This is a genomic window from Salinarimonas rosea DSM 21201 (genome assembly GCF_000429045.1).
Taxonomy (GTDB): Bacteria; Pseudomonadota; Alphaproteobacteria; order Rhizobiales; family Beijerinckiaceae; genus Salinarimonas; species Salinarimonas rosea.
This window is the reverse complement of the sequence record NZ_AUBC01000023.1, coordinates 1-20851: the sequence shown is the minus strand read 5'-3', so window position 1 is coordinate 20851 and position 20851 is coordinate 1. Positions and strand designations below refer to the sequence as shown.

Annotated in this window: 17 protein-coding genes and 1 pseudogene; 11 read left to right on the top strand and 7 right to left on the bottom strand. The window is 71.0% G+C overall.

Annotation, left to right across the window (positions count from 1 at the left end; all coding sequences use genetic code 11):
- Window positions 1–5 precede the first annotated feature (5 nt).
- The 4 genes from pdxA (at window position 6) to G407_RS28185 (ending at window position 4766) form a co-directional block, all read left to right on the top strand.
- On the top strand, window positions 6–1043 hold the full coding sequence (gene pdxA / locus G407_RS0116490; protein ID WP_029031712.1) for a 4-hydroxythreonine-4-phosphate dehydrogenase PdxA: 1038 nt from the start codon (window positions 6–8) through the stop codon (window positions 1041–1043).
- The gene (rsmA, locus tag G407_RS0116485; RefSeq protein ID WP_029031711.1) at window positions 1040–1909 is read left to right on the top strand and encodes a 16S rRNA (adenine(1518)-N(6)/adenine(1519)-N(6))-dimethyltransferase RsmA; all 870 of its coding nucleotides are present in this window, start codon (window positions 1040–1042) and stop codon (window positions 1907–1909) included. Before pdxA ends, rsmA begins: the two co-directional genes overlap by 4 nt.
- A 138-nt stretch (window positions 1910–2047) precedes the next feature.
- Complete coding sequence (locus G407_RS28190; RefSeq protein WP_043540032.1) at window positions 2048–3814, top strand: tetratricopeptide repeat protein; 1767 nt, start codon at window positions 2048–2050, stop codon at window positions 3812–3814.
- A gap of 7 nt (window positions 3815–3821) precedes the next feature.
- Window positions 3822–4766 carry a 4-(cytidine 5'-diphospho)-2-C-methyl-D-erythritol kinase gene (locus G407_RS28185; RefSeq protein ID WP_084327581.1) on the top strand — a complete coding sequence of 315 codons (945 nt, stop codon included), beginning with the start codon at window positions 3822–3824 and terminating at the stop codon, window positions 4764–4766.
- Here the strand turns inward: G407_RS28185 and G407_RS28180 are convergent.
- A complete protein-coding gene (locus G407_RS28180; RefSeq protein ID WP_052341470.1) occupies window positions 4703–5002 on the bottom strand; it encodes a hypothetical protein in 300 nt (99 codons plus the stop codon). The two genes, G407_RS28185 and G407_RS28180, sit on opposite strands and share 64 nt — an antisense overlap.
- A gap of 259 nt (window positions 5003–5261) precedes the next feature.
- Here G407_RS28180 and gyrB point away from each other — a divergent pair, with 259 nt between their 5' ends.
- From gyrB to G407_RS0116445, 5 genes are all read left to right on the top strand, one after another.
- Window positions 5262–7688 carry a DNA topoisomerase (ATP-hydrolyzing) subunit B gene (gyrB, locus tag G407_RS0116465; RefSeq protein ID WP_029031710.1) on the top strand — a complete coding sequence of 809 codons (2427 nt, stop codon included), beginning with the start codon at window positions 5262–5264 and terminating at the stop codon, window positions 7686–7688.
- 378 nt (window positions 7689–8066) lie between these two features.
- The gene (locus tag G407_RS0116460) at window positions 8067–8666 is read left to right on the top strand and encodes a DJ-1/PfpI family protein (RefSeq protein WP_029031709.1); all 600 of its coding nucleotides are present in this window, start codon (window positions 8067–8069) and stop codon (window positions 8664–8666) included.
- An 87-nt stretch (window positions 8667–8753) separates the two neighbouring features.
- On the top strand, window positions 8754–9149 hold the full coding sequence (locus G407_RS0116455) for a RidA family protein (protein ID WP_029031708.1): 396 nt from the start codon (window positions 8754–8756) through the stop codon (window positions 9147–9149).
- Window positions 9150–9151: 2 nt separating this feature from the next.
- A complete protein-coding gene (locus G407_RS0116450; RefSeq protein ID WP_029031707.1) occupies window positions 9152–9676 on the top strand; it encodes an MOSC domain-containing protein in 525 nt (174 codons plus the stop codon).
- Complete coding sequence (locus G407_RS0116445; RefSeq protein ID WP_029031706.1) at window positions 9673–10614, top strand: PDR/VanB family oxidoreductase; 942 nt, start codon at window positions 9673–9675, stop codon at window positions 10612–10614. The genes G407_RS0116450 and G407_RS0116445 overlap by 4 nt, the downstream gene beginning before the upstream one ends.
- Before the next feature lie 54 nt (window positions 10615–10668).
- Here the strand turns inward: G407_RS0116445 and G407_RS32600 are convergent.
- From G407_RS32600 to G407_RS0116425, 4 genes and pseudogenes are all read right to left on the bottom strand, one after another.
- A pseudogene (locus tag G407_RS32600) lies at window positions 10669–11133 on the bottom strand (transposase); the annotation flags it as partial.
- A 105-nt stretch (window positions 11134–11238) separates the two neighbouring features.
- Entirely contained in the window at window positions 11239–12738 is a 1500-nt protein-coding gene (locus G407_RS0116435) for a tripartite tricarboxylate transporter permease (RefSeq protein ID WP_029031705.1), read from the bottom strand.
- 6 nt (window positions 12739–12744) lie between these two features.
- The gene (locus tag G407_RS0116430; protein ID WP_029031704.1) at window positions 12745–13194 is read right to left on the bottom strand and encodes a tripartite tricarboxylate transporter TctB family protein; all 450 of its coding nucleotides are present in this window, start codon (window positions 13192–13194) and stop codon (window positions 12745–12747) included.
- On the bottom strand, window positions 13191–14162 hold the full coding sequence (locus G407_RS0116425; RefSeq protein ID WP_029031703.1) for a Bug family tripartite tricarboxylate transporter substrate binding protein: 972 nt from the start codon (window positions 14160–14162) through the stop codon (window positions 13191–13193). The genes G407_RS0116430 and G407_RS0116425 overlap by 4 nt, the downstream gene beginning before the upstream one ends.
- Before the next feature lie 164 nt (window positions 14163–14326).
- Between G407_RS0116425 and G407_RS0116420 the strand changes: the two genes are divergently transcribed.
- Complete coding sequence (locus G407_RS0116420; protein ID WP_029031702.1) at window positions 14327–14998, top strand: response regulator; 672 nt, start codon at window positions 14327–14329, stop codon at window positions 14996–14998.
- A complete protein-coding gene (locus G407_RS0116415) occupies window positions 14995–17493 on the top strand; it encodes an extracellular solute-binding protein (RefSeq protein WP_029031701.1) in 2499 nt (832 codons plus the stop codon). Before G407_RS0116420 ends, G407_RS0116415 begins: the two co-directional genes overlap by 4 nt.
- On the opposite strand, the gene prpB is transcribed toward G407_RS0116415, so the two are convergent.
- Window positions 17494–18405, bottom strand: a complete 912-nt coding sequence (gene prpB, locus G407_RS0116410) for a methylisocitrate lyase (RefSeq protein ID WP_029031700.1) — start codon at window positions 18403–18405, stop codon at window positions 17494–17496.
- Between the two features lie 184 nt (window positions 18406–18589).
- Window positions 18590–20407, bottom strand: coding sequence for an NAD(P)/FAD-dependent oxidoreductase (locus G407_RS0116405; protein ID WP_029031699.1), 1818 nt, complete (start codon window positions 20405–20407; stop codon window positions 18590–18592).
- Window positions 20408–20851: the final 444 nt, after the last annotated feature.

The window sequence follows — 20851 nt, the reverse complement described above, 5'->3', positions numbered from 1 at the left end:
TCGTGATGGCGAGCCCCGATCATCCTCGCCCCCTCGCGCTCACCCTCGGCGACCCCGCCGGCATCGGCCCGGAGATCGCGCTCGCGGCCTGGCGCGCGCGCGCGGCGCACGGCCTCGCCCCGTTCGCGCTGGTCGGCGACGCCGATCGTCTCGCCCGCGTGGCGCGGGCCGTCGGCATCGACGTGCCGGTGCGACTCGTAGCCGAGATCGAGGAGGCGCCCGCCGTCTTCGACGAGGCCCTCCCCGTGCTTCCCCTGGAGGCGCCCGTCTCCGCCGAGCCCGGCCGGCCGGACCCGGCGAACGCGCCCGCGATCCTCGAGTCGATCGAGCGCGCCGTCGCGCTCGCGCGGTCCGGCCGTGCGGGCGGCGTCGTGACCTGCCCCATCGCCAAGTCGGTGCTCTACGAGGCGGGCTTCGCCCATCCCGGCCACACCGAGTTCCTCGCCGCACTGGCGGCAGAGCCTGGCGCACCGCCGCCGCTCTCCGTGATGATGCTGTGGAGCGAGGACCTCGCGGTGGTTCCGGTGACGGTCCACATCGCGCTCGCGGAGGTGCCCCACGCGCTCACGCGCGAGCGCATCCTCGCCGTCGCGCGTATCGTCGCCCGGGATCTGCGCCAGCGCTTCGGCATCACCGCCCCGCGGCTCGCGCTCGCGGGGCTCAACCCGCATTCGGGCGAGGGCGGCGCCATGGGGCGCGAGGAGATCGACACGATCGCCCCGGCGATCGCGGCGCTGCGGGCGGAGGGGATCGACGCCACCGGGCCGCATCCGGCGGACACGCTGTTCCACGCCCGCGCGCGGACGCGCTACGACGTCGCGCTCGCGATGTATCACGACCAGGCCCTCGTCCCGATCAAGACCATCGCCTTCGACGAGGCGGTGAACGTCACGCTCGGCCTGCCCTTCATCCGCACCTCGCCCGACCACGGCACCGCCTTCGACATCGCCGGGCGCGGCATCGCGCGGCCCGACAGCCTCGTCGCGGCGCTCGGGCTCGCCGGGCGGCTCGCGGGCCGGGCGCAGGCGGTCGCGACCCCGTGAGCGCGATCGACGACCTTCCGCCGCTGCGGGAGGTGGTGCGGGAGTTCGACCTCGCGCCCAGGAAGCAGCTCGGCCAGAACTTCCTGTTCGACCTCAACCTGACGAGCCGGATCGCCCGCGCCTCCGGGAAGCTGGAGGGCGCGCGCGTGCTCGAGGTCGGTCCCGGGCCCGGCGGCCTCACCCGTGCGCTGCTCGCCGGTGGTGCCGCGCACGTCGTGGCGATCGAGCGCGATGCCCGCTGCCTGCCGGCGCTCGCGCGGATCGCCGAGCGCTATCCCGGCCGCCTCACCGTCGTCGAGGCCGACGCCGCCGCCTTCGACCCGTGCGGGCTCCTCGCGGACGGTCCGGGCGCGGGGCCGCCGCGGGTCGTGGCGAACCTTCCCTACAACGTCGGCACCCAGCTCCTCACGGGCTGGGTCGCGACGCCCGGTTGGCCGCCCTTCTGGGAGAGCCTCACCCTGATGTTCCAGCGAGAGGTGGCCGAGCGCATCGTCGCGACGCCCGACGAGCGCGAGGACTACGGACGTCTCGGCGTGCTCTGCGGCTGGCGCACGCAGGCCGAGATTCTCTTCGACGTCGCTCCCTCGGCCTTCGTGCCGCCGCCGAAGGTGACGTCGAGCGTCGTGCGGCTCGTTCCCCGCGAGAACCCGGCGCCCTGCGACGTGCGTGCGCTCGAGGCCGTCACCGCCGCCGCGTTCGGCCAGCGGCGCAAGATGCTGCGCCAGAGCCTGAAGTCGCTGGGCCACGACCCGGCGCCGCTGATCGAGGCCGCCGGCGTGCCGCCCACCGCTCGGGCGGAGGAGGTGGGGGTCGATGGATTCGTGGCGATGGCGCGGGCGCTCGATGCGGAACGCCGGCGCGGCTAGCGCCGTGACCTCGTCCCGCCTTGCTACCGCCGCGTGGACGGGGCATGGTCGCGCGTCGTTGCGGACGCGCGCGCCGATCGATCCCGGCGCGCGAGATCGGAGCCGAAGTCCTTGCCCGCTCACACCGAAAGACGCCCCTTGCCGATTATCCGACTGCCGGGCCGTGCAGCCCTCGTCTTCGCGACGGCGCTCCTCGCGGCGACGCTCGCGGGCGGCGGCGCCCGTGACGCGCAGGCGCGCGACGTCGTGGAGCCCGCCCGCTCGCTCTCGGGCAACTTCCTCGCCGGCTACGTCGCCGGTCTCGCCCGTGATCCGACGGCGGCGGCGACCTTCCTGCGCGAGGCGCTCCTCGACGATCCGTCCAATCCCGAGCTGATGGAGCGCGCCTTCGTCGCCTTCCTGGCGGACGGGTCGATGCCGGACGCGATGCGCACCGCCGAGCGGATGATCGCCCTCGATCCGCAGAACGGCCTCGCCCTCCTCGCGCTCGGCGTCGACGACCTGCGGAACGCTCGCTTCGGCGAGGCGCTCGCGCGCTTCGAGGACGGCACCGGCAGCCGCGCAGCCGACCTCACGGCGACGCTCCTCGCCGCCTGGGCGCACGCGGGCGCGCGGGACGGCAAGGCCGCCCTCGAGGCGCTCGACCGTCTCGCGGGGGAGCCCGCTTTCGAGATCTTCCGCCTCTACCACGGCGGCCTGCTCGCCTCCTTCCTGGGCATGCCCGACGAGGCCGAGGAACGGCTCGCGGCGGCCTACGGGATGCAGCCGACGGCGCTCTCGATCGTCGACGCCTACGCGCGCCACGTCGCCCGGCGCGGGCGGACCGAGGAGGCGATCGGCATCTACGAGGCCTTCCTCGCGCAGGTTCAGCGCCATGCGCTCGCGGAGGCGCGGATCGACGCGCTGCGCGCCGGCGAGCGTCCCGGCCGTCCGGCGACCTCGATCGCGGCGGGCGCCGCGGAGGTGCTCTACGCGCTCGGCTCGGCGGGGAACGCGCAGGGCGACGAGATGCCGACGATCATCTACCTGCGGCTCGCGCTCCACCTCGCGCCCGAGCACGAGATGTCGCTCATCACCCTCGCCGACGTCTTCGCCCGGATGGACCGCCCCGAGGACGCGATCCTGCTCTACGAGCAGGTGTCGCGGACCTCGCCCCTGAACGTCGACGCCGACATCGAGGTCGCGCACCTGCTCGAGCGGCTGGAGCGCAATGCCGAGGCGGAATCGCGCCTGCGCATGCTGATGGCGGATCGGCCGGACGATCTCGAGGTCGTCACGGCGCTCGCGAACATCTTGCGGGTGCGTCAGCAGTGGAACGATGCGGCGCGCTACTACACGCGCGCCATCGAGCTGATCGGCGCGCCCACCGCGGTGCACTGGCCGCTGTTCTACTTCCGCGGCGCCTCCTACGAACGCGCGAAGCAATGGCCGAAGGCCGAGGCCGACCTCGAGCGCGCGCTCGAGCTCGTGCCGGAGGGCTCCTCCATCGGGCGGGCGCAGGTGCTGAACTATCTCGGCTATTCCTGGGTCGACATGGGCATCAACATCGACGAGGCGTTCGACATGCTCAAGGAGGCGGTGTCGCTCTCGCCGCGCGACGGCATGATCATCGACTCGCTCGGCTGGGCCTACTACCGGCTCGGCCGCTGGGAGGACGCCGTGCGCGAGCTCGAGCGCGCCGTGGAGCTGCAGCCCTCGGACCCGGTGATCAACGATCATCTCGGCGATGCCTACTGGCGCGTCGGCCGCCGGCTCGAGGCGCGCTTCCAGTGGCAGCACGCGCTCGACAACGATCCCGAGCCCGAGGAGCGCGAGGCGATCCTGCGCAAGCTCGAGCACGGCCTCGAGGACGAGCCCGCGCCGGAGGCGGCGCAGGCGCCGCGAACCGGCGCGAACGGCGGCTGAGCGCACCGTGCCCGAGGCGCTGACCGCCTTCGCGGCGGCGAAGGTGAACCTGACGCTCGCCGTCCTCGGCCGGCGGGAGGACGGTTATCACCGGCTCTCGAGCCTCGTCGCCTTCGCCGACGTCGGCGACGACCTGGCACTCGTCCCCGGCGGCGACACCGCCGTCGCGGTCGAGGGCCCGCAGGCGACGGCGCTCGCCGGCGATCCAGACAATCTCGTGGTGAAGGCTGCGCGGGCGCTCGCCGAGCGGGTGCCGGGCCTGATGTCGGGGCGCTTTCGCCTGACGAAACGCCTGCCGGTGGCGTCCGGCATCGGCGGCGGCTCGGCGGACGCGGCGGCTGCGCTGCGGCTCCTCGCCCGAGCCAACGGGCTCCCCCTCGACGACCCCCGCGTGACCGACGCCGCCGCCGGGACCGGCGCGGACGTCCCCGTCTGCCTCGCCGGGCGCGTGTGCGTGATGGAGGGCATCGGCGAGCGCCTCGGCCCCGCCCTCCCCTGCCCGGTGCTGCCCGCGGTGCTCGTCAACCCCGGCGTCCCGGTCGAGACCCGCGCCGTGTTCCGCGCGCTCGGCCTCTCGGCGGGCGAGACACGCGCCGTGGCGCCGACGGCGCTCGGGTTCGAGCCGGGAGTCTCGGGGGCCGACCTCGTCGCGCGCCTGCGCGCCGCCGGCAACGACCTGGAGGCGCCGGCGATCGCGGTCGCGCCGGTCGTCGCCGATGTGATCGGCGCCGTGCGGGAGACCCCCGGCTGCGCGCTCGCGCGGATGTCGGGCTCCGGGGCGACGGTGTTCGGGCTCTACGGAAGCGACGCGCAGGCCGGCGCGGCGGCCGCCCGCCTCGCCGCCGCGCATCCGGGCTGGTGGGTCGCCGCCACCCGGCTCGGGCCGGCTCAGGACTGCGGCGCCACCGTCCGCAACGCCCCGACCAGCGCGCCGAGCACCGCCTCTCCCTGAGCGGAGAAGAGCACCCGGCTCTCCTCGACGGTCACGAGCCCGGCCTCGCGGAGTTCCGCGATCGCCTCCTCGTCGGCCTTGTGCCCGGCCCCGTCGCGGCGAACGACCCCGGTGACGGGCTCGCCGCTCTCGAGCTGGTGGTAGGCCGCGAAGGCGAAGACGGCGAGCGCCTTGTCGGAGAGCGGCGGTGCGTCCTGCGGGCGGGACTGCGCGTCTGCGGTGCCGTGCTCGGGCATGGGGAGCTCCTCGCGACTTCGGATCAGGTCGAGGGGCAACGCGCGAGAGGGCGGATGGGTCGGCCCGGGAACCTGCGACGCATCCGCCTCGCGGGCCGGCGTGCACGCCGGCAAAAACCCGTGTACAGATGTCCGCGGGCGCGCGCGCGTGATGCGCGGTGGGTGAAAAGTCGAGCCGCAGCGCCTAAATAGGGAAGACGAATCGAACTCGTGGGGGGCGATCCCGCCGCACGTCGCGGCGCGTCCCAGGGACCCGTTCATGGCAGAGCCTGCGACCAATCTCGACACCGACGCCTACGGCGCCGAATCCATCAAGGTGCTCAAGGGACTCGACGCCGTGCGCAAGCGGCCGGGCATGTACATCGGCGACACGGACGACGGGTCCGGCCTGCACCACATGGTCTACGAGGTCGTCGACAACGCCATCGACGAGGCGCTCGCCGGCCATGCCACCGCGGTGAACGTCACGCTCAACGCCGACGGCTCGGTGACGGTCTCCGACAACGGCCGCGGCATTCCCACCGACATTCATTCCGGCGAGGGCGTCTCCGCGGCCGAAGTCATCATGACCCAGCTGCACGCGGGCGGTAAGTTCGACCAGAACTCCTACAAGGTCTCCGGCGGCCTGCACGGGGTCGGCGTCTCCGTCGTGAACGCGCTCTCCACCTGGCTGCGCCTGCGAATCTGGCGCAATGGCAAGGAGCACTTCATGGAGTTCGCGGACGGCGTGCCGGTGGCGCCGCTCGCGGTGGTGGGCGAGGCGAACGGGCAGCGCGGCACGGAAGTGTCGTTCATGCCCTCGACCCAGACCTTCACGATGGTGGAGTTCGACTACGGCACGCTGGAGCACCGTCTGCGCGAGCTCGCCTTCCTGAATTCCGGCGTGCGTATCATCCTCTCCGACAATCGCCATGCGGAGAAGAAGCGCGAGGAGCTGATGTACGAGGGCGGCACGGAGGCCTTCGTGCGCTACCTCGACCGGGCGAAGAGCCCGCTCGTGCAGAAGCCGATCATGCTCAAGGCGGAGCGCGAGGGCATCGCGGTCGAGGTCGCGCTGTGGTGGAACGACAGCTACCACGAGAACGTGCTGTGCTTCACCAACAACATTCCCCAGCGCGACGGCGGCACCCATCTCGCCGGCTTCCGCGCCGCGCTGACGCGGCAGATCACGAGCTACGCGGAGACCACGGGCCTCACCAAGAAGGAGAAGGTCTCGCTCACCGGCGACGACTGCCGCGAGGGGCTGACCGCCGTCGTCTCGGTGAAGGTGCCCGACCCGAAGTTCTCCTCGCAGACGAAGGACAAGCTCGTCTCCTCCGAGGTCCGGCCGGCGGTCGAGAACGTCGTCAACGAGGCGCTGCGCGACTTCCTGGAGACGCACCCGGCCGAGGGCCGGACCATCGCCTCCAAGGTGGTGGAGGCAGCCGCCGCCCGCGAGGCGGCGCGCAAGGCGCGCGAGCTCACCCGGCGCAAGGGCGCACTCGACATCGCCTCGCTCCCGGGCAAGCTCGCCGATTGCCAGGAGCGCGACCCCGCCAAGGCCGAGCTGTTCATCGTCGAGGGCGATTCCGCCGGCGGCTCGGCCAAGCAGGGCCGCGCGCGCGAGTACCAGGCGGTGCTGCCGCTGCGCGGCAAGATCCTCAACGTCGAGCGCGCGCGCTTCGACAAGATGCTCGGCTCGCAGGAGATCGGCACGCTGATCACGGCGCTCGGCACGGGCATCGGCCGCGAGGAGTTCAACCCCGACAAGCTGCGCTACCACAAGATCATCATCATGACGGACGCGGACGTGGACGGCTCCCACATCCGCACGTTGCTCTTGACGTTCTTCTTCCGGCAGATGCCGGAGCTGATCGAGCGCGGGCACCTCTACATCGCCCAGCCGCCGCTCTACAAGGTCGGGCGCGGCAAGAGCTCGATCTACGCCAAGGACGAGCGGGCGCTGGAGGACTACCTCATCGAGACCGGCATGGCGGACGCGCAGCTCAAGCTCGCGACCGGCGTGGTTTTCCAGGGCGAGCAGCTCAAGGCGCTCGTCGACGAGGCGCGCACCGTGCGCAACATCCTCGCCGGGCTGCACTCGCGCTACCGCCGCTTCATCGTCGAGCAGGCGGCGATCGCCGGGGTGCTGCGCCCGCAGCTCGTCGACGACCCGGACGCCGCCGGCCAAGCGGCCGCCTACGTCGCCCGGCGCCTCGACGCCATCTCCGAGGAGACCGAGCGCGGCTGGACCGGCGAGGTGCGCGATCACGGCTTCGTCTTCACCCGCACGCTGCGCGGCGTGACCCAGGTCGAGACGCTCGACGCCGCGCTGCTCGAGAGCCAGGACGCCAAGCGCCTGGACGAGCGCGCCGGCAAGCTCCAGGACATCTACGACCGCCCGGTCGAGCTCGTCCGCAAGGCCGAGACGCGCACCCTCTACGGCCCGAGCGCCCTGTTCGAGGCCGCCATGAGCGTCGGCCAGAAGGGCATCACGCTCCAGCGCTACAAGGGGCTCGGCGAGATGAACCCCGACCAGCTCTGGGAGACGACGCTCGATCGCGAGGCCCGCTCGCTGCTCCAGGTGAAGGTCAAGGACGTCGCCGACGCGGACGACCTCTTCGTCAAGCTGATGGGCGACGTGGTGGAACCGCGGCGGGAGTTCATCCAGGACAACGCGCTGAGCGTGTCGAACCTGGATGTGTGAGGTGCTGTAGATTTGCGCATAGTGCTTCGTCTTGACCAAAGCTCTGCGGTTTAGCTCCAAGGTTCTTCAGCGCTGCAAGCTCGGGCGAGAGAGGACCGAACTCGGAATGCGGCATAAGGGCAAAAGTGTCGGGGGCCCGAAGCCCCCTCTCCGCCATCCTTCCATCTCAAATACCTGACATGTAAACGGTCTTTGCGGATCGACTATCTGGCCGACGAGCACACCCTTGTTCCAGGGGCGCCTCGGCGCCGACAGCTCGGTGGCAGCCATGCGTCGTCTCCCGACCACCCTCTCCGCCGCAAACGCCCCACCTTCCCTTCCCCTGGATCGCCGCTATTATCGATTTGGCGAAGGCGGGGTGAGCGCGGGGCGCAATCGATGTACGGCATCCTGCTCTACGACGGGGTCGAGCCGATCGACGTCGGGGCCGCCTTCGGGGTCCTCTCGATCGCCAAGCGCATCATCCCGAGCCTCGCCTTCACCGGGGTCGCCCGGCGAGCGGGCGAGGTCGCGTGCGCCAACGGGCTCGGGGTCATCGCCGAGCACGGCTTCTCCGATTGCCCACCCCTCGACCTGCTGGTGGTGACTGGGGGACCCGGCTGGACGCGCGCAGCCTCCGATGCGCAGACCCTAGCGTTCATACGCGCCGGTCACGGCCGCGTCGCATCACTGTGCACCGGCGCGATGATCCTTCACGCGGCAGGGCTGCTCGACGGCCTTGCCGCTACGACCAAGGCCGCCGTATTTGCCGGCGAGGTGCCGCCGATCGACCTTCTCGGCCCCCGCGTGAGAAGCCGCCGCGTCGTGCTGGCCGAGGACCGCGGCGTGGTGACGAGCGGCGGGGTCACGCTCGGCATCGACGCGATGTTCCACCTGCTCGCCCGCGACCACGGCGAGGACGTCGCCGCCGAAGTGGTGCGCGTGATGGAGTACGACAGGGCGCTCGCCGCCAACCGGGAGGCGCTCGGCCATGGCTGAGGCCCCTCTCCGCCGTGGCGTGCCGACGCGCCGCGTCCCGTCGGCCCGGCGCCGTCTCCCCTTCATCCTCCACCAGAAGAGCTCGTCATGACCAAGACCATCGTGAACACCGACGCGGCCCCCGCCGCCGCCGGCCCGTACTCGCAGGCGGTGAAGGGAGGGGGCCTGGTCTTCGTCTCGGGCCAGCTGCCCATCGACCCCGCTACGGGCGAGATGCCGGAGAGCGTGACGGACCAGACCCGTCGGGCGCTCGACAACATCGCCGCGATCCTCGACGCCGAGGGCCTCACCCTCGCCGACGTGATGAAGTGCATGGTCTTCCTGACCGACATGGACACGTTCTCGGAAATGAACGCCGTCTACGCGGGCTACTTTCCGTCCTCCCCCCCTGCGCGCTCGGCGTATCAGGTCGTGAAGCTGCCCAAGGGTGCGAAGGTCGAAATCGAGGCGATTGCCCTCGCCTCCGGAAAAGTGGGCGCCTGACCATGGCTTGGCGCGGCACACTCCTGTCGATCCACATCGCGCCCGCCGCGAGCTACGAGATGGAGGAGCTCGCCGAGGCCGAGCTCGTCGCACGGCGAGGCATCGTGGGGGACCGCTACTATCTCGGCACCGGCACCTATTCTCCCAAGCCGGACGCCCGCGAGGTGACGCTGATCGAGGAGGAGGCGCTCGACGCCCTCGCCTGGAACGACCCGCCCATGCAGGACGCCCCGATCGCGCTCGCACGCGACGAGCATCGCCGGAACCTGACGGTGCGCGGTGTGCCGCTCAATCACCTCGTCGGCTGGCGCTTTCGGGTGGGTGAATGCGTCCTCGCGGGAGCGCGCCTGAATTTCCCGTGCCGCTATCTGGAGGAGTTGCTCGGAAAGCCGGTTTTCCTGCCGCTGTACAACCGGTCGGGCCTCAATTGCTGGATCGAGACCGGCGGGATCATCCGCCCCGGCGACGTGATCGAGCCGATGGGGGAGCGGACCACCAAGCCCAACAGAGCGGCGAGACCGTCGTGACCGCACGCATTGTCATGAAGCTCGAGGTCGTCGAGCGCATCGACCTCGGCGACGGCGTGGCGCGCGCGACGCTCCGCCATCCACGCCGGCCCGCGCTCCCCGCATGGACGCCGGGCGCCCATGTCGACCTGCGCCTCCCCGACGGCAAGGTCCGCCAATATTCGCTGATCGGCGACCCCGACGACCTGACGACCTACACGATCGCTGTGAAGCGGGACGAGACTGGGCGTGGAGGCTCTCGTCTCGCTCACCAGATCCTCCGCGAGGGCGCGATCGCCCACGTCTCGGCGCCCCGCAACAACTTCCCGCTCGTGCCGGGGCGGGCGGTGCTGATCGCCGGCGGCATCGGGGCGACACCCCTGATCGCCATGGCGCGAGCGCTCGCACGGCGCGGCGAGGACTTCGCCTTTCATCTGTGTGTGCGCTCGGAGGATTCACCCTTCCCCACGCTGGTCGAGGCGGTCTGCGGGGACAGGCTGTCTGTCTACCGGTCGTCGGGTGCGGATGCCCGTCGGCTCGATGTCGCCGCGCTGCTCACGGGCGTGCCCGACGATGTGCACGTCTATTGCTGCGGGCCCGAGCGGCTGACCGTGGCGGTGGCCGAGGCGGCGGCAGGACGCAGCGAGGAACACGTGCATTTCGAGGTCTTCGCCGCGACGTCCGACGAGAACTACAAGCCCGAGCCCTTCGACGTGACGATTGCGTCCACCGGGCAGACGTACCGCGTGCCCGCGGACCGTTCGGCGCTCGACGTCTTGCGAGAGCAGGGCTTCGCGCTGCCATCCTCGTGCGAGCTCGGCGTGTGCGGCTCCTGCGAATGCGGATATGTCGACGGCATCGTCGTTCACCGCGACGTCGTTCTCAAGCCGAGCACACGGCAGCACCGCATGATGCTCTGCGTGTCGCGCGCGCGTGTCGGCGTCACGCTCGATCTCTGAGACCGCACGCACATCCTTTCAGCGAATGCTCAAGCGCTTCTCGTGCGCATTCGCGCGGCTGGCGATGTTCACCGCCTCGAAGCGGCTGCCGTCGAGCGCGACGACCGAGCTGCCGAGCAGGCCGAAGCCGCGGCACGGCCCCACGAACCGCCGGCAGGCCGCCTTGATGGCCTCGGCATTGTCGCGCCGGAAGTCGGCGATGGTCTCGAAGTCCGGGCGAGCTTGCCTGTGAGCCACATCAGCTCGATGTTCCGGCCCGCCTCCCGCTCCAGCCGCCGGCTCGACTGAACGCGGGTCATGTGGCCGTAGACATAGAGCTTCGGCATCATCGCCGGGTGGTTAGGCCGGACGGCCAGTGGCCGCCGGCCGCGCACGCTCGAACCCGAGCCCGCCGAGGTCGAGCTCATCGACGAAGGCGTCGATCACGCGGACCGGGTTCTCGGCATCGACGTAGTCGTCGAGGCAATCAGGAAGGAAAGCGGCCTGCCGGCGATCCTGGCCCTCGACGGAGCGCCCCATCCCGAAGCTCCCCGTGTAACGAGCTGAAGCTTAGCATCTTCGAGGGCGTTTTCACTCCGCCTCGGCCGATGGCAGTCTGCGACGGAGTCTACCCGGCGCTCCGCCTCATGCCGCCTTGCGCCTGCGCGCGCGCATCAGCAGCGGGCTCGCCGCGACTGCGGCCGCCGCGATCCAGAACACGATCGCCGCCGGCGTCTCGAACAGGATCGACCAGTCCCCCGCGCTGATCGACAGCGCACGTCTGAGGTTGCTCTCGAGCAGCGCGCCCAGCACCAGGCCGAGGATCACCGGCGCGAGGCTGAAGCCGAGCTTTCGCAGGAGATAGCCGAAGAAGCCGAGGATCAGCATCAAGACGAGGTCGAAGGTCGCGCCGTAGAGCGAGAACACGCCGACGAAGGTGAGCATCACCACGAGCGGCACGAGATAGGCCGTGTCGATCGACAGGAGCCGCGCGAAGATGCCGACCAGCGGCAGGTTGAGCACGAGAAGCGCGATGTTGCCCATGTACATCGAGGCGATCAGCCCCCATGCGACTTCCGGGCGCTGCTCGAACATCAGCGGGCCGGGCGTCACGTTGAACAGGAGCAGCGCGCCGAGCAGGATCGCCGTCGTGCCCGAGCCGGGAATGCCGAGCGTCAGCATCGGCACCATCGCGCCCGCGGCGGCGGCGTTGTTCGCCGTCTCGGGCGCGATCAGGCCGCGTGGGTCGCCCTTGCCGAACATGGCATCGTCGCCCTGCGCCATGCGCTTCTCGACGCCGTAGGCGACGGCGGATGCGATGGAGGCGCCGGTGCCCGGCAGGACGCCGACGAAGAACCCGATCACCGCCGAGCGCGCCATGGTCCAGCGATAGCCGACGATCTCCCGCACGCGCGCGCGGACATTGTCGCGCTGCGCCTTGATGGTGGAGGCGACCGGCGTCCAGCTCTCGAGCAGCAGGAGCGCCTCCGAGATGGCGAAGAGGCCGATCACGACGATGAGGAATTCCATCCCGTCGAACAGGTTCGGGATGCCCATCGTGAAGCGCATCACGCCCGTCGCCGAATCGATGCCGATGGTGGCGAGCATCAGGCCGATGACGACGCCGATGATCGTCTTCAACGGTCGCGCGCCGACGAGCGTCGCGAGGCAGGAGAAGGCGAAGACCATCAAGGCCACGTAGTCTGCCGGCCCGAAGCCGATGGCGACGCGGCCGAGGAAGGGCGCGAACACCGTCATCATGACCAGAGCCGCCGTACCGCCGACGAAGGAGGCGAGCGCGGAGAGCGCCAGCGCCCGCCCCGCCTCGCCGTTCTTCGCCATCGGGTAGCCGTCGATCGTCGTGATGACGGCCGAGGCGTCGCCGGGCACGTTGAGCAGGATGGAGGAGATCCGTCCGCCGTACTCCGCGCCGTAATAGACGCCCGCGAGCAGGATCAGCGCGCTCTCCGCGGGGAGCCCGAGCGAATAGGCGAGCGGCAGCAGGATCGCGACGCCGTTGATCGGGCCGATGCCGGGCAGGGCGCCGACGAGCGTTCCGAAGAAGCAGCCCGCGATGAGGAGACCGAGATTGAGCGGGGTCAGCGCGACGGCGAAGCCCTCCGCGAGACCGGCGAGGATGTCCATGGCGGATCAGCTCCGGAAGATGTCGCCGAAGGGGACGTTGAGGCCGAGCGCCTCGGCGATGCCGAAATAGCCGACGACGGCCAGCACCACGCCGTAGATCGCGGCCTTGATCGCCGGCAAGCCGAACAGGCGGGCCATGGCGAATGTCATCAGGGCGGTCGAGATCATGAAGCCCAGCGGCACGAAGAGCGCGGCGTAGACGCCCATCACGACCGCGCCGGCGGCCACGCGGAAGGCCTGATCGCGGCGGGTGAACCAGTGCACCGGATCGGGCCGCGCGACGAGGAGCACGCCCGTCGTCGCGAGCACCGCGGCGAGGAGGAGCGGAAAGGCGGTCGGCCCCAGCGGCTCGTACTGGAACGGGACGTGGATGTTCCAGGCGTCGACGGCGTAGACGCCGGCGACGCCGAGGAGGACCGCGCCGAAGGCGCGGTCCCAGAGCGTGGCGGCGCTCACTGGATGAGGCCGGCTTCGCGGGCGAGCTCGCGGAAGGCGGCGACCTGCGCCTTCACGTAGGTGTCGAATTCCTCGCCGGCCATGTTGAGCTCGAACAGGCCCTGCTCCGCGCGGATCTCGGCGAAGCGCGGGTCGGCATAGATCTCCTCGAAGCGCGCGACCCACCAATCGTAGGCCTCGTCCGAGACGTCCTGGCCCATGTAGTAGCCGCGGAAGATCGTCCAGACGACGTCGTAGCCTTCCTCGCGCGCGGTCGGGAACTCGGCGAAGGGCTCCGGCAGGCGCTCCTCCGAGAGGACCGCGAGGATGCGCATCGTGCCCGCCTCGAGCTCGCCGGCCATCTCGGAAACGTCGCCGGTATAGACCTGGATCTGTCCGCCGAGGAGCGCGGCCTTGGAAGCGCCGCCACCCTCGTAGGCGACGTAACGCAGGTTGCGCGGGTCGACGCCGATCGAGCGCATCAGGAGCGCCGCCTTCATCCAGTCCTGGCTGCCGATCGAGCCGCCGGCGCCGAGCACGATGCCCGACGGATCGGCCTCGGCCGCCTCCATCAGCTCGCCCAGCGTCTGGTAGGGGCTGTCGGCGCGCACGATCACCGCGCCGAAATCCGCGCCCGCGGCGGCGAGCCAGCGCGCATCGTTCTCGTCGAAATCGGCGCCGAACTTGCCCTGCGCGATGTTCAGCGCCGAGCCGGACGACAACGCCACGATGACGTTGGGATCGTCGATGCGGTTCGAGTTCATGTGGGCATAGGCGACGGCGCCGATGCCGCCCGGCATGAAGGTGACTTCCATCGGCGACGGCAGCGCGGGCTCGAGGGCGCGCTGCGCCACGCGGCAGGTGAGGTCGAAGCCGCCGCCGGGATTCGCGGGGGCGATGCACTCGGGACGCTCGGGCTCGAAGGCGGCGGCCGGCAGGGCGAAGCCGGCGAGGACGAGTGCGGCCAGCGCCGTTTTCAGGCTCTTCATCGGGTTTCCTCCGTTTCGTGCGCGCGTCGGTGCGCGCGTTCTCGTCAGGGCGGCGCCCGTGTTTGTGGCGTGCGGGTCGACGCTCCGAGACGTGACACTAGCGGCCGAACCTGTCATTCACCTGTCGTGCACCTGCCTCGGAGCCGATCTCTCGAAGAAAGCCGATGCGAATTCTGATCGTCGAGGACGCGCGCACCATCGCCGACGCCGCCGCGGCGCCGCTCACGAGGGCGGGGTACGCCGTCGACGTGGCCGGGACGGGCGAGGGTGCCCAGGACGCGCTCGCGGTGCAGGCCTACGACCTGATCATCCTGGATCTCGGGCTGCCCGACGTCGACGGCACGACGCTCCTCGCGCGCTGGCGCGCGCAGGGGATGACGGCGCCGGTCCTGGTGTTGACGGCGCGCTCGGCGGTGAACGACCGGGTCGCCGCCCTCGACCAGGGCGCGGACGATTACCTGATCAAGCCCTTCGAGAGCGACGAGCTCGCCGCGCGCTGCCGGGCGCTCCTGCGCCGCGCGCGGGGCGAGGCGCACGACGCGTTGCGCATCGGCACCCTGGTGCTCGACCGCGGCCGGCGCACGGTGGCGATCGACGGCGTTCCGGTCGATCTGCCCAAGCGCGAGTTCCGGCTCCTCGACGTGCTGCTCACGGCGCAGGGCCGCGTGCTCTCCAAGGAGGAGATCGCCGACAAGCTCTACGGTTTCGAGGACACGGCGGGGCTCAACGCGATCGAGGTCTATGTCGGGCGCCTGCGCAAGCGGCTCGAGGGCTCGGGCGCGACGATCCGCACGCTGCGCGGGCTGGGCTACACGATCGTGGAGCAGGCGCCGTGATCGAGGCTCGCGTCTCCTTGCTGCGCCGGCTGATCCTGCGCCTCGCCGTCGTCTTCGTGGGCGGCGCGGTGCTGCTCGGTCTCGCCGCCTCGCACTACGGGCGCCGCGCGGCGGATGCCGCCTACGACCAGGTGCTCGCGGGGGCCGCGCTGTCGATCGCCGAGACCGTGGCCTTCGTCGAGGGCCGGCTCGTGGTCGACGTCCCGGTGGCGGCCTTCGACATGCTGGCGCTCGCGCGCGACGACCGGGTCTTCTACCAGGTACTCGCGCCCGACGGCTCGCTCGTCACCGGCTATGCCGATCTGCCGGCGATCGAGGTCGAGCCGGTCTCGGCGGCGGCCGTCTTCGACGATCGGCCCTACAAGGGCGAGATCGTGCGCGTCGCGACGGTCGGTCGGCTGATCGCCGACCCCGGCCTGCAGGGATGGGCGCGGATCTCGGTGGCGCAGACCCGCGCGGCGCGCAGCGCGCTCGCCCGCGAAATGGCGCTCGGCGCCGTGTTTCCCCTCGTCGCCATCGCGGTGCTGGCGCTCCTGCTCGCCGGCGCGAGCGTGATCACGGCGCTGCGGCCGCTCAGACGGCTCGAGCGCGATCTCGCGAGCCGCGATGCGACGGATCTGAGGCCGCTCTCCGGCGCGGTGCCGGCGGAGATCGCGCGCCTCGTCACCGGCTTCAACACGTTCGTCGGCCGCTTCGCCGGCCAGCTCGAGGCGATGCAGGCCTTCATCTCGGACGCGGCGCACCAGATGCGCACGCCGCTCGCCACCATCAAGGCGGAGATCGCCCTCCAGCGCGAGCGCCTGCCGGCGCAGGAGACGCGCGAGACGCTCGCCGTGCTCGAGGCGCGGGTCGACGAGGCGACGGTGCGGGTGAACCAGCTCCTGGCCCACGCCTTCGTGGCGCATCGCAGCGAATTGCCGACGCTGGAGGCCTGCGATCTCGCGACCCTCGTGCCGGCGGCCCTGCGCGAGCTCTCCCCGCTCGTCCTCGCGCGCGGGGCGGACATCACATTCGAGCACGAGACGGCGCGGGCAGCGGTGCGGGCGGACCCGGTGCTCTTGCGCGAGGCCTTGCGCAACCTCGTCTCGAACGCGCTCGATCATGCAGGGCGACCGGGCCGGGGTGCGCGCATCCGCGTCTCGATCGCGGACGTGCCAGGGGGCATGCGCCGCATCCGTGTGGAGGACGACGGGCCCGGCATCCCGGAGAGCCGCCGCGGAGAAGTGGTCGAGCGTTTCGGCCGGCCCGGCGGCGGCGGGCTCGGCCTCGCCATCGTCGCGCGGGTGGCGCAGGCGCATCACGGCCGGCTCGCGCTGGGCGAAAGCCCGCTCGGCGGCCTGTGCGCGGACATCCTGCTTCCGGCCTCCGACGAGCCGGCACGCCCGCCGGCGGGCCGGGGCGCGGGCGTAGCGGCGATGCTCGCCGCCTGCGTGCTGGCCGTCGCATCCCCCGAGACGCCCCGCGCGCAGACGATCGTCGAGATCTTCCCCGCCCGCGCGCAGCCGGAGCGCTCCCTGCGCATCCACAGCGCCACCGATCTCGACGCCATGCGGCCGATCGTCGAGGCTTTTCGCATCGTGCATCCGGACGTCGCCGTCACGTTCGTCGACATGAACACGAACGACCTCTACGAGGCGGCGCGGGCCGCCGCGGAGGGGCGGGGCGAGCCGGCCGACCTGATGATCTCGTCGGCCATGGACCTGCAGGTGAAGCTCGCGAACGACGGCTTCGCCGCACGCCACGTGACCCCGATCGCCTCGAACCTGCCCGATTGGGCGCGCTGGCGCGACCAGGTCTTCGCCTTCACCTACGAGCCGGCGGTGATCGTCTACAATCCGAGCCTCGTCTCGGCGGAGGAGGCGCCGCGCACGCGCTTCGATCTCGTGCGGCTCCTGCGCGAGGAGCCGGAGCGCTTCCGCGAGCGCGTCGTCACCTACGACATCGTCGACAGCGGGGTGGGCTACCTCCTCGCCTCGCAGGACGCGGCCCAGCCGGGCGCCTTCGCCAACCTGATCGAGAGCTTCGGGCGCGTCGACGCGGACGTCGTCTGCTGCACCTCGCTCATGCTCGACGGAATCGCGGAGGGCCGCTGGACCTTCGGCTACAATCTGCTCGGCTCCTATGCGCAGGAGGCGATCGAGCGCGGCGCGAACCTCGAGATCGTGCTGCCTGCGGACGTGACGCTGGCGGTATCCCGCACGGCGCTCGTCTCGGCGCAGGCGCGCAATCCGCGCGATGCGGCGCTGTTTCTCGATTTCCTGATCTCGATCGAGGGCCAGACCGTGCTCGCCGACGTGAGCCGCATGTTCGCGGTCCATCCGGCGATCCTCGGGCCCCGCTCGACCACGGGCCTCGAAGCCCGTCTCGCCGGTCCCTTGCGCCCCATCCGCCTCACGCCGGCGCTGCTCGCCTATCTCGACGCGCAGAAGAAGCCGCGCTTCCTGGCGGAGTGGAGCGCCTTGATCGGGTACGAGCCGGGGGAAGAGGTGCGGTGATCACCGAGCCTCGTCCGGCAGCACCGTCGCCACGATCGCCGCGTCGAGCGCCTCGTAGGCCGGAAGGTCGATCAGGTCGTACAGCTCGGCCCGCGTGAGCATTTCCGGCAGGAGCCCGCGCGTCGTGCCCTCCCCGGCGAGGGTCGCGTAGAGCCGCTCCTGCGCCTTCGCCGCCATGCGCAGCGAGGAGACCGGCCAGATCGCCATACGGTAGCCCATGGCCTGGAGCTCGGCGGCGGTGAGGGCCGGGGTGCGGCCGAACTCGGTCATGTTGGCCAGCAGCGGCACGTCGGGCATCGCGGCGGCGAAGGCGGCGAGCATCTCGGTGCTGGTCAGCGCCTCGGGGAAGATCGCGTCGGCGCCGGCCTCGACGTAGAGCCGGGCGCGGGCGAGCGCGCCCTCGAGCCCCTCGCTCGCGGCGGCGTCCGTGCGCGCGACGACGACGAGATCGCGCCGCGCCCGGGCTGCGGCGGCGATCTTGGCGGCGGCGTCGCGCGGATCGGCGAGGCGCTTGTCGTTGAGGTGGCCGCATTTCTTCGGCAGCAGCTGATCCTCGATCTGCACCGCGGCGGCCCCGGCGTCCTCCAGCGTGCGCACCGCGTGCATGACGTTGAGCGCCTCGCCGAAGCCGGTGTCGATGTCGACCAGGACCGGCAGGTCCCCGGCTCGAACGATCGTGCGGGTGAAGAAGGCGACCTCGTCCAGCGTGATCATGCCGAGATCGGGGATGCCCATGGAGGCCGTCATGGCCGCGCCCGAGAGGTAGAGCGCCTCGAAGCCCGCCCGCTTGGCCTGCAGCGCCGCGAGCCCGTCATGGGCACCGGGCATGACGAGGAAAGCGTCGTCGGCCAGGCGGGACCTCAGGCGTGCTCCCTGCGTGTGCACCGATCGATCCGGGACGAGGTAAGGCATGGCGGGCTCCGATCTGCAAAGTGCGGAGCCGGTAGCATGGCGGCGTGGCGTCCGTCGACATCGGCCACGGATGCCGGCTCCCTGCCGGTGACGCCCGTCGCCCGCGGCGCCGGCGGAGCGACCCGCCGGCGCGGGTCGCCTGCGACGCCCGTCGGCTCTCTCGCGGGCGGGCGCGCGGCCGCGCTCAGCGCGTGTGGTGCGTCTCCTGCAGGCCGTAGACCGGCGTCGGGATGCCCTCCATCCGGGCCTTGAGCTGCAGCGACAGGAACTGCGAATAGTGGCGCGACTGGTGCAGGTTGCCGCCGTGGAACCAGAGGCCTTCCTGCCGGGTCGGCTTCCACATGTTGCGCTGCTCGCCCTCCCACGGGCCCGGATCCTTGGGCGTGTCCGAGCCGAGCCCCCAGACCTTGCCCACCTTGTCCGCGGTCTCCTGGTCGACGAGATCGGCGACGAAGCCGTTCATCGAGCCGTAGCCGGTGGCGTAGACGATCACGTCCGCCTCGATCTCGCGCCCGTCCTCGAGCCGCACGCCGTGCGGCAGGATCTCCGCCACCTGGCCGTTCACGAGCTTGATCTTGCCGTCGATGATCAGCTGCGAGGCGCCGATGTCGATGTAGTAGCCCGAGCCGCGGCGCAGGTACTTCATGAACAGGCCCGAATCGTCCACCCCGAAGTCGAGCTGGAAACCCGCCTCTTCCAGGGCGGCGTAGAACTCGGCGTCGACCTCGCGGATCTTGTCGTAGACGGGCTTCTGGAGCGTGTGCAGGATCGCGTAGGGAAGAGACGCGAAGATCAGGTCGGCCTTGGCGGTCGTCATGCCGGACTGCACGGCGCGCTCGGAATAGAGGTCGCCGAGCCCGATCTCCATCAGCGACTCCGAGCGGACGATGTGCGTCGAGGAGCGCTGCAGCATGGTGACGTCGACCCCCGCTTCCCAAAGGGCGGCGCAGATGTCGTGGGCGGAGTTGTTCGAGCCGACCACGACCACCTTCTTGCCGACGTAGCCGTCGGGGCCCGGATGCTGCGAGGAATGGTGCTGCTCGCCCTCGAAGCGGTCCATTCCGGGGAAGTCCGGCATATTCGGCTTGCCCGACATGCCGGTCGCGAAGACGAGCTGCTTGGGCCGCAGCACGATCTCCTTCCCGTCGCGCTCGACGACGACGGTCCATTCCTTCGTCGCCTCGTCGTAGCGGGCGGACTTGGCCGTGGTGCTCGTCCAGTAATTGAGCTCCATCACCTTGGCATAGAACTCCAGCCAGTCGCCGATCTTGTCCTTGGGCGAGAACACCGGCCAGTTCTTCGGGAAGTCGATATAGGGCAGGTGGTCGTACCAGACCGGATCGTGCAGGCACAGAGACTTGTAGCGCTTGCGCCAGCTGTCGCCGGCGCGCTCGTTCTTCTCCACGATGATGGTGGGCACGCCGAGCTGACGCAGCCGTGCGCCGAGCGCGATGCCGCCCTGGCCGCCGCCGATGACGACGACGTAGGGCTGGGTCTCGAAGCCGAGCGTGCGGGCCTCCGCCTCGCGCTCCTCCTTCCAGGTCGGCGCGCCGGGGTTGACGCCGTGCCTGGCCCCGAGCGGCCGGGTGAAGCCCGCCTTCTCCTCGTGGCCTTTCAGCTCCACCATCGTCGTGAGCAGCGTCCAGATCAGCCCGTCCTTGATGCGTACGTGCCCGTAGCCGCGCGCCACGTCGGTCTCGAAGCGGATCCACCCCTCGGTGATCCCGCCCGCCTCGCTGGGGAACTCCTTCTCGTCTAGGGCGAAGCCGCTCGGCTTCACGTCGGCGAGGCGCGCGGCCAGCATGTCGCGCACCTGGTCGCGGCCCTCGAGCGTCTTGATGTTCCAGGTGAAGGCGACGAGGTCGCGCCAGTAGCAGTCCGGCGCGAAGAGCGCGACCGCGCGCTCCAAGCTCTCTCGGTCCTGTTCTCCGGCCGCGCCGAGCGCGTCCTCGAGCGTCGACAGAACCTCCGTGACGCGCGCCGCCGCCGTCTTGTCCAGCATGACCCGTCTCCCCGATCGCATGTCCCCGGGCGGCCGTTCCCGCCCTCCTCGACCCCGCGCGCGAGCGCCGAAGTCTCCTTTACGGCCGAGGCTGGCATAGTCCCGCCGGGGCGACAAGAAGATCGTCTTGTGCGCTGCAAGAAGAACGGAGTGTCACCCTGTCTTCGCTGGCGATAGTGGCCGGGTCTACCTGACAGCAGGAGGCATCTCGGCCGCCTTCACCACGACCGGCCCGGTCGAAAGCTCCCGAATGCGCAGTCGGCGGGCCGGCGGTCGTCGGGTGAGCAGCGTCGGGGCCCGTCGCCACGGGCGCGAGCCGGTGTGCGACCCGTCGGAGATGCGCCAGAAGCCCCTGTGTAGGGCCGGACAGAAGTGAGACGGAGGGGACTTGAACGGGATCGGGGATCCCGGAAGCTTGGGTTTGCGACAACACGAGCTTCAGGA

Bases quoted from the DNA above. Each gene is read 5' to 3' on its own strand.
- pdxA (WP_029031712.1), top strand. From the start codon at position 6: ATGGCGAGCCCCGATCATCCTCGCCCCCTCGCGCTCACCCTCGGCGAC.
- G407_RS28180 (WP_052341470.1), bottom strand. From the start codon at position 5,002: ATGCCCGAGCACGGCACCGCAGACGCGCAGTCCCGCCCGCAGGACGCA.
- gyrB (WP_029031710.1), top strand. From the start codon at position 5,262: ATGGCAGAGCCTGCGACCAATCTCGACACCGACGCCTACGGCGCCGAA.
- G407_RS0116460 (WP_029031709.1), top strand. From the start codon at position 8,067: ATGTACGGCATCCTGCTCTACGACGGGGTCGAGCCGATCGACGTCGGG.
- G407_RS0116455 (WP_029031708.1), top strand. From the start codon at position 8,754: ATGACCAAGACCATCGTGAACACCGACGCGGCCCCCGCCGCCGCCGGC.
- G407_RS0116450 (WP_029031707.1), top strand. From the start codon at position 9,152: ATGGCTTGGCGCGGCACACTCCTGTCGATCCACATCGCGCCCGCCGCG.
- G407_RS0116435 (WP_029031705.1), bottom strand. From the start codon at position 12,738: ATGGACATCCTCGCCGGTCTCGCGGAGGGCTTCGCCGTCGCGCTGACC.
- G407_RS0116425 (WP_029031703.1), bottom strand. From the start codon at position 14,162: ATGAAGAGCCTGAAAACGGCGCTGGCCGCACTCGTCCTCGCCGGCTTC.
- G407_RS0116420 (WP_029031702.1), top strand. From the start codon at position 14,327: ATGCGAATTCTGATCGTCGAGGACGCGCGCACCATCGCCGACGCCGCC.
- prpB (WP_029031700.1), bottom strand. From the start codon at position 18,405: ATGCCTTACCTCGTCCCGGATCGATCGGTGCACACGCAGGGAGCACGC.
- G407_RS0116405 (WP_029031699.1), bottom strand. From the start codon at position 20,407: ATGCTGGACAAGACGGCGGCGGCGCGCGTCACGGAGGTTCTGTCGACG.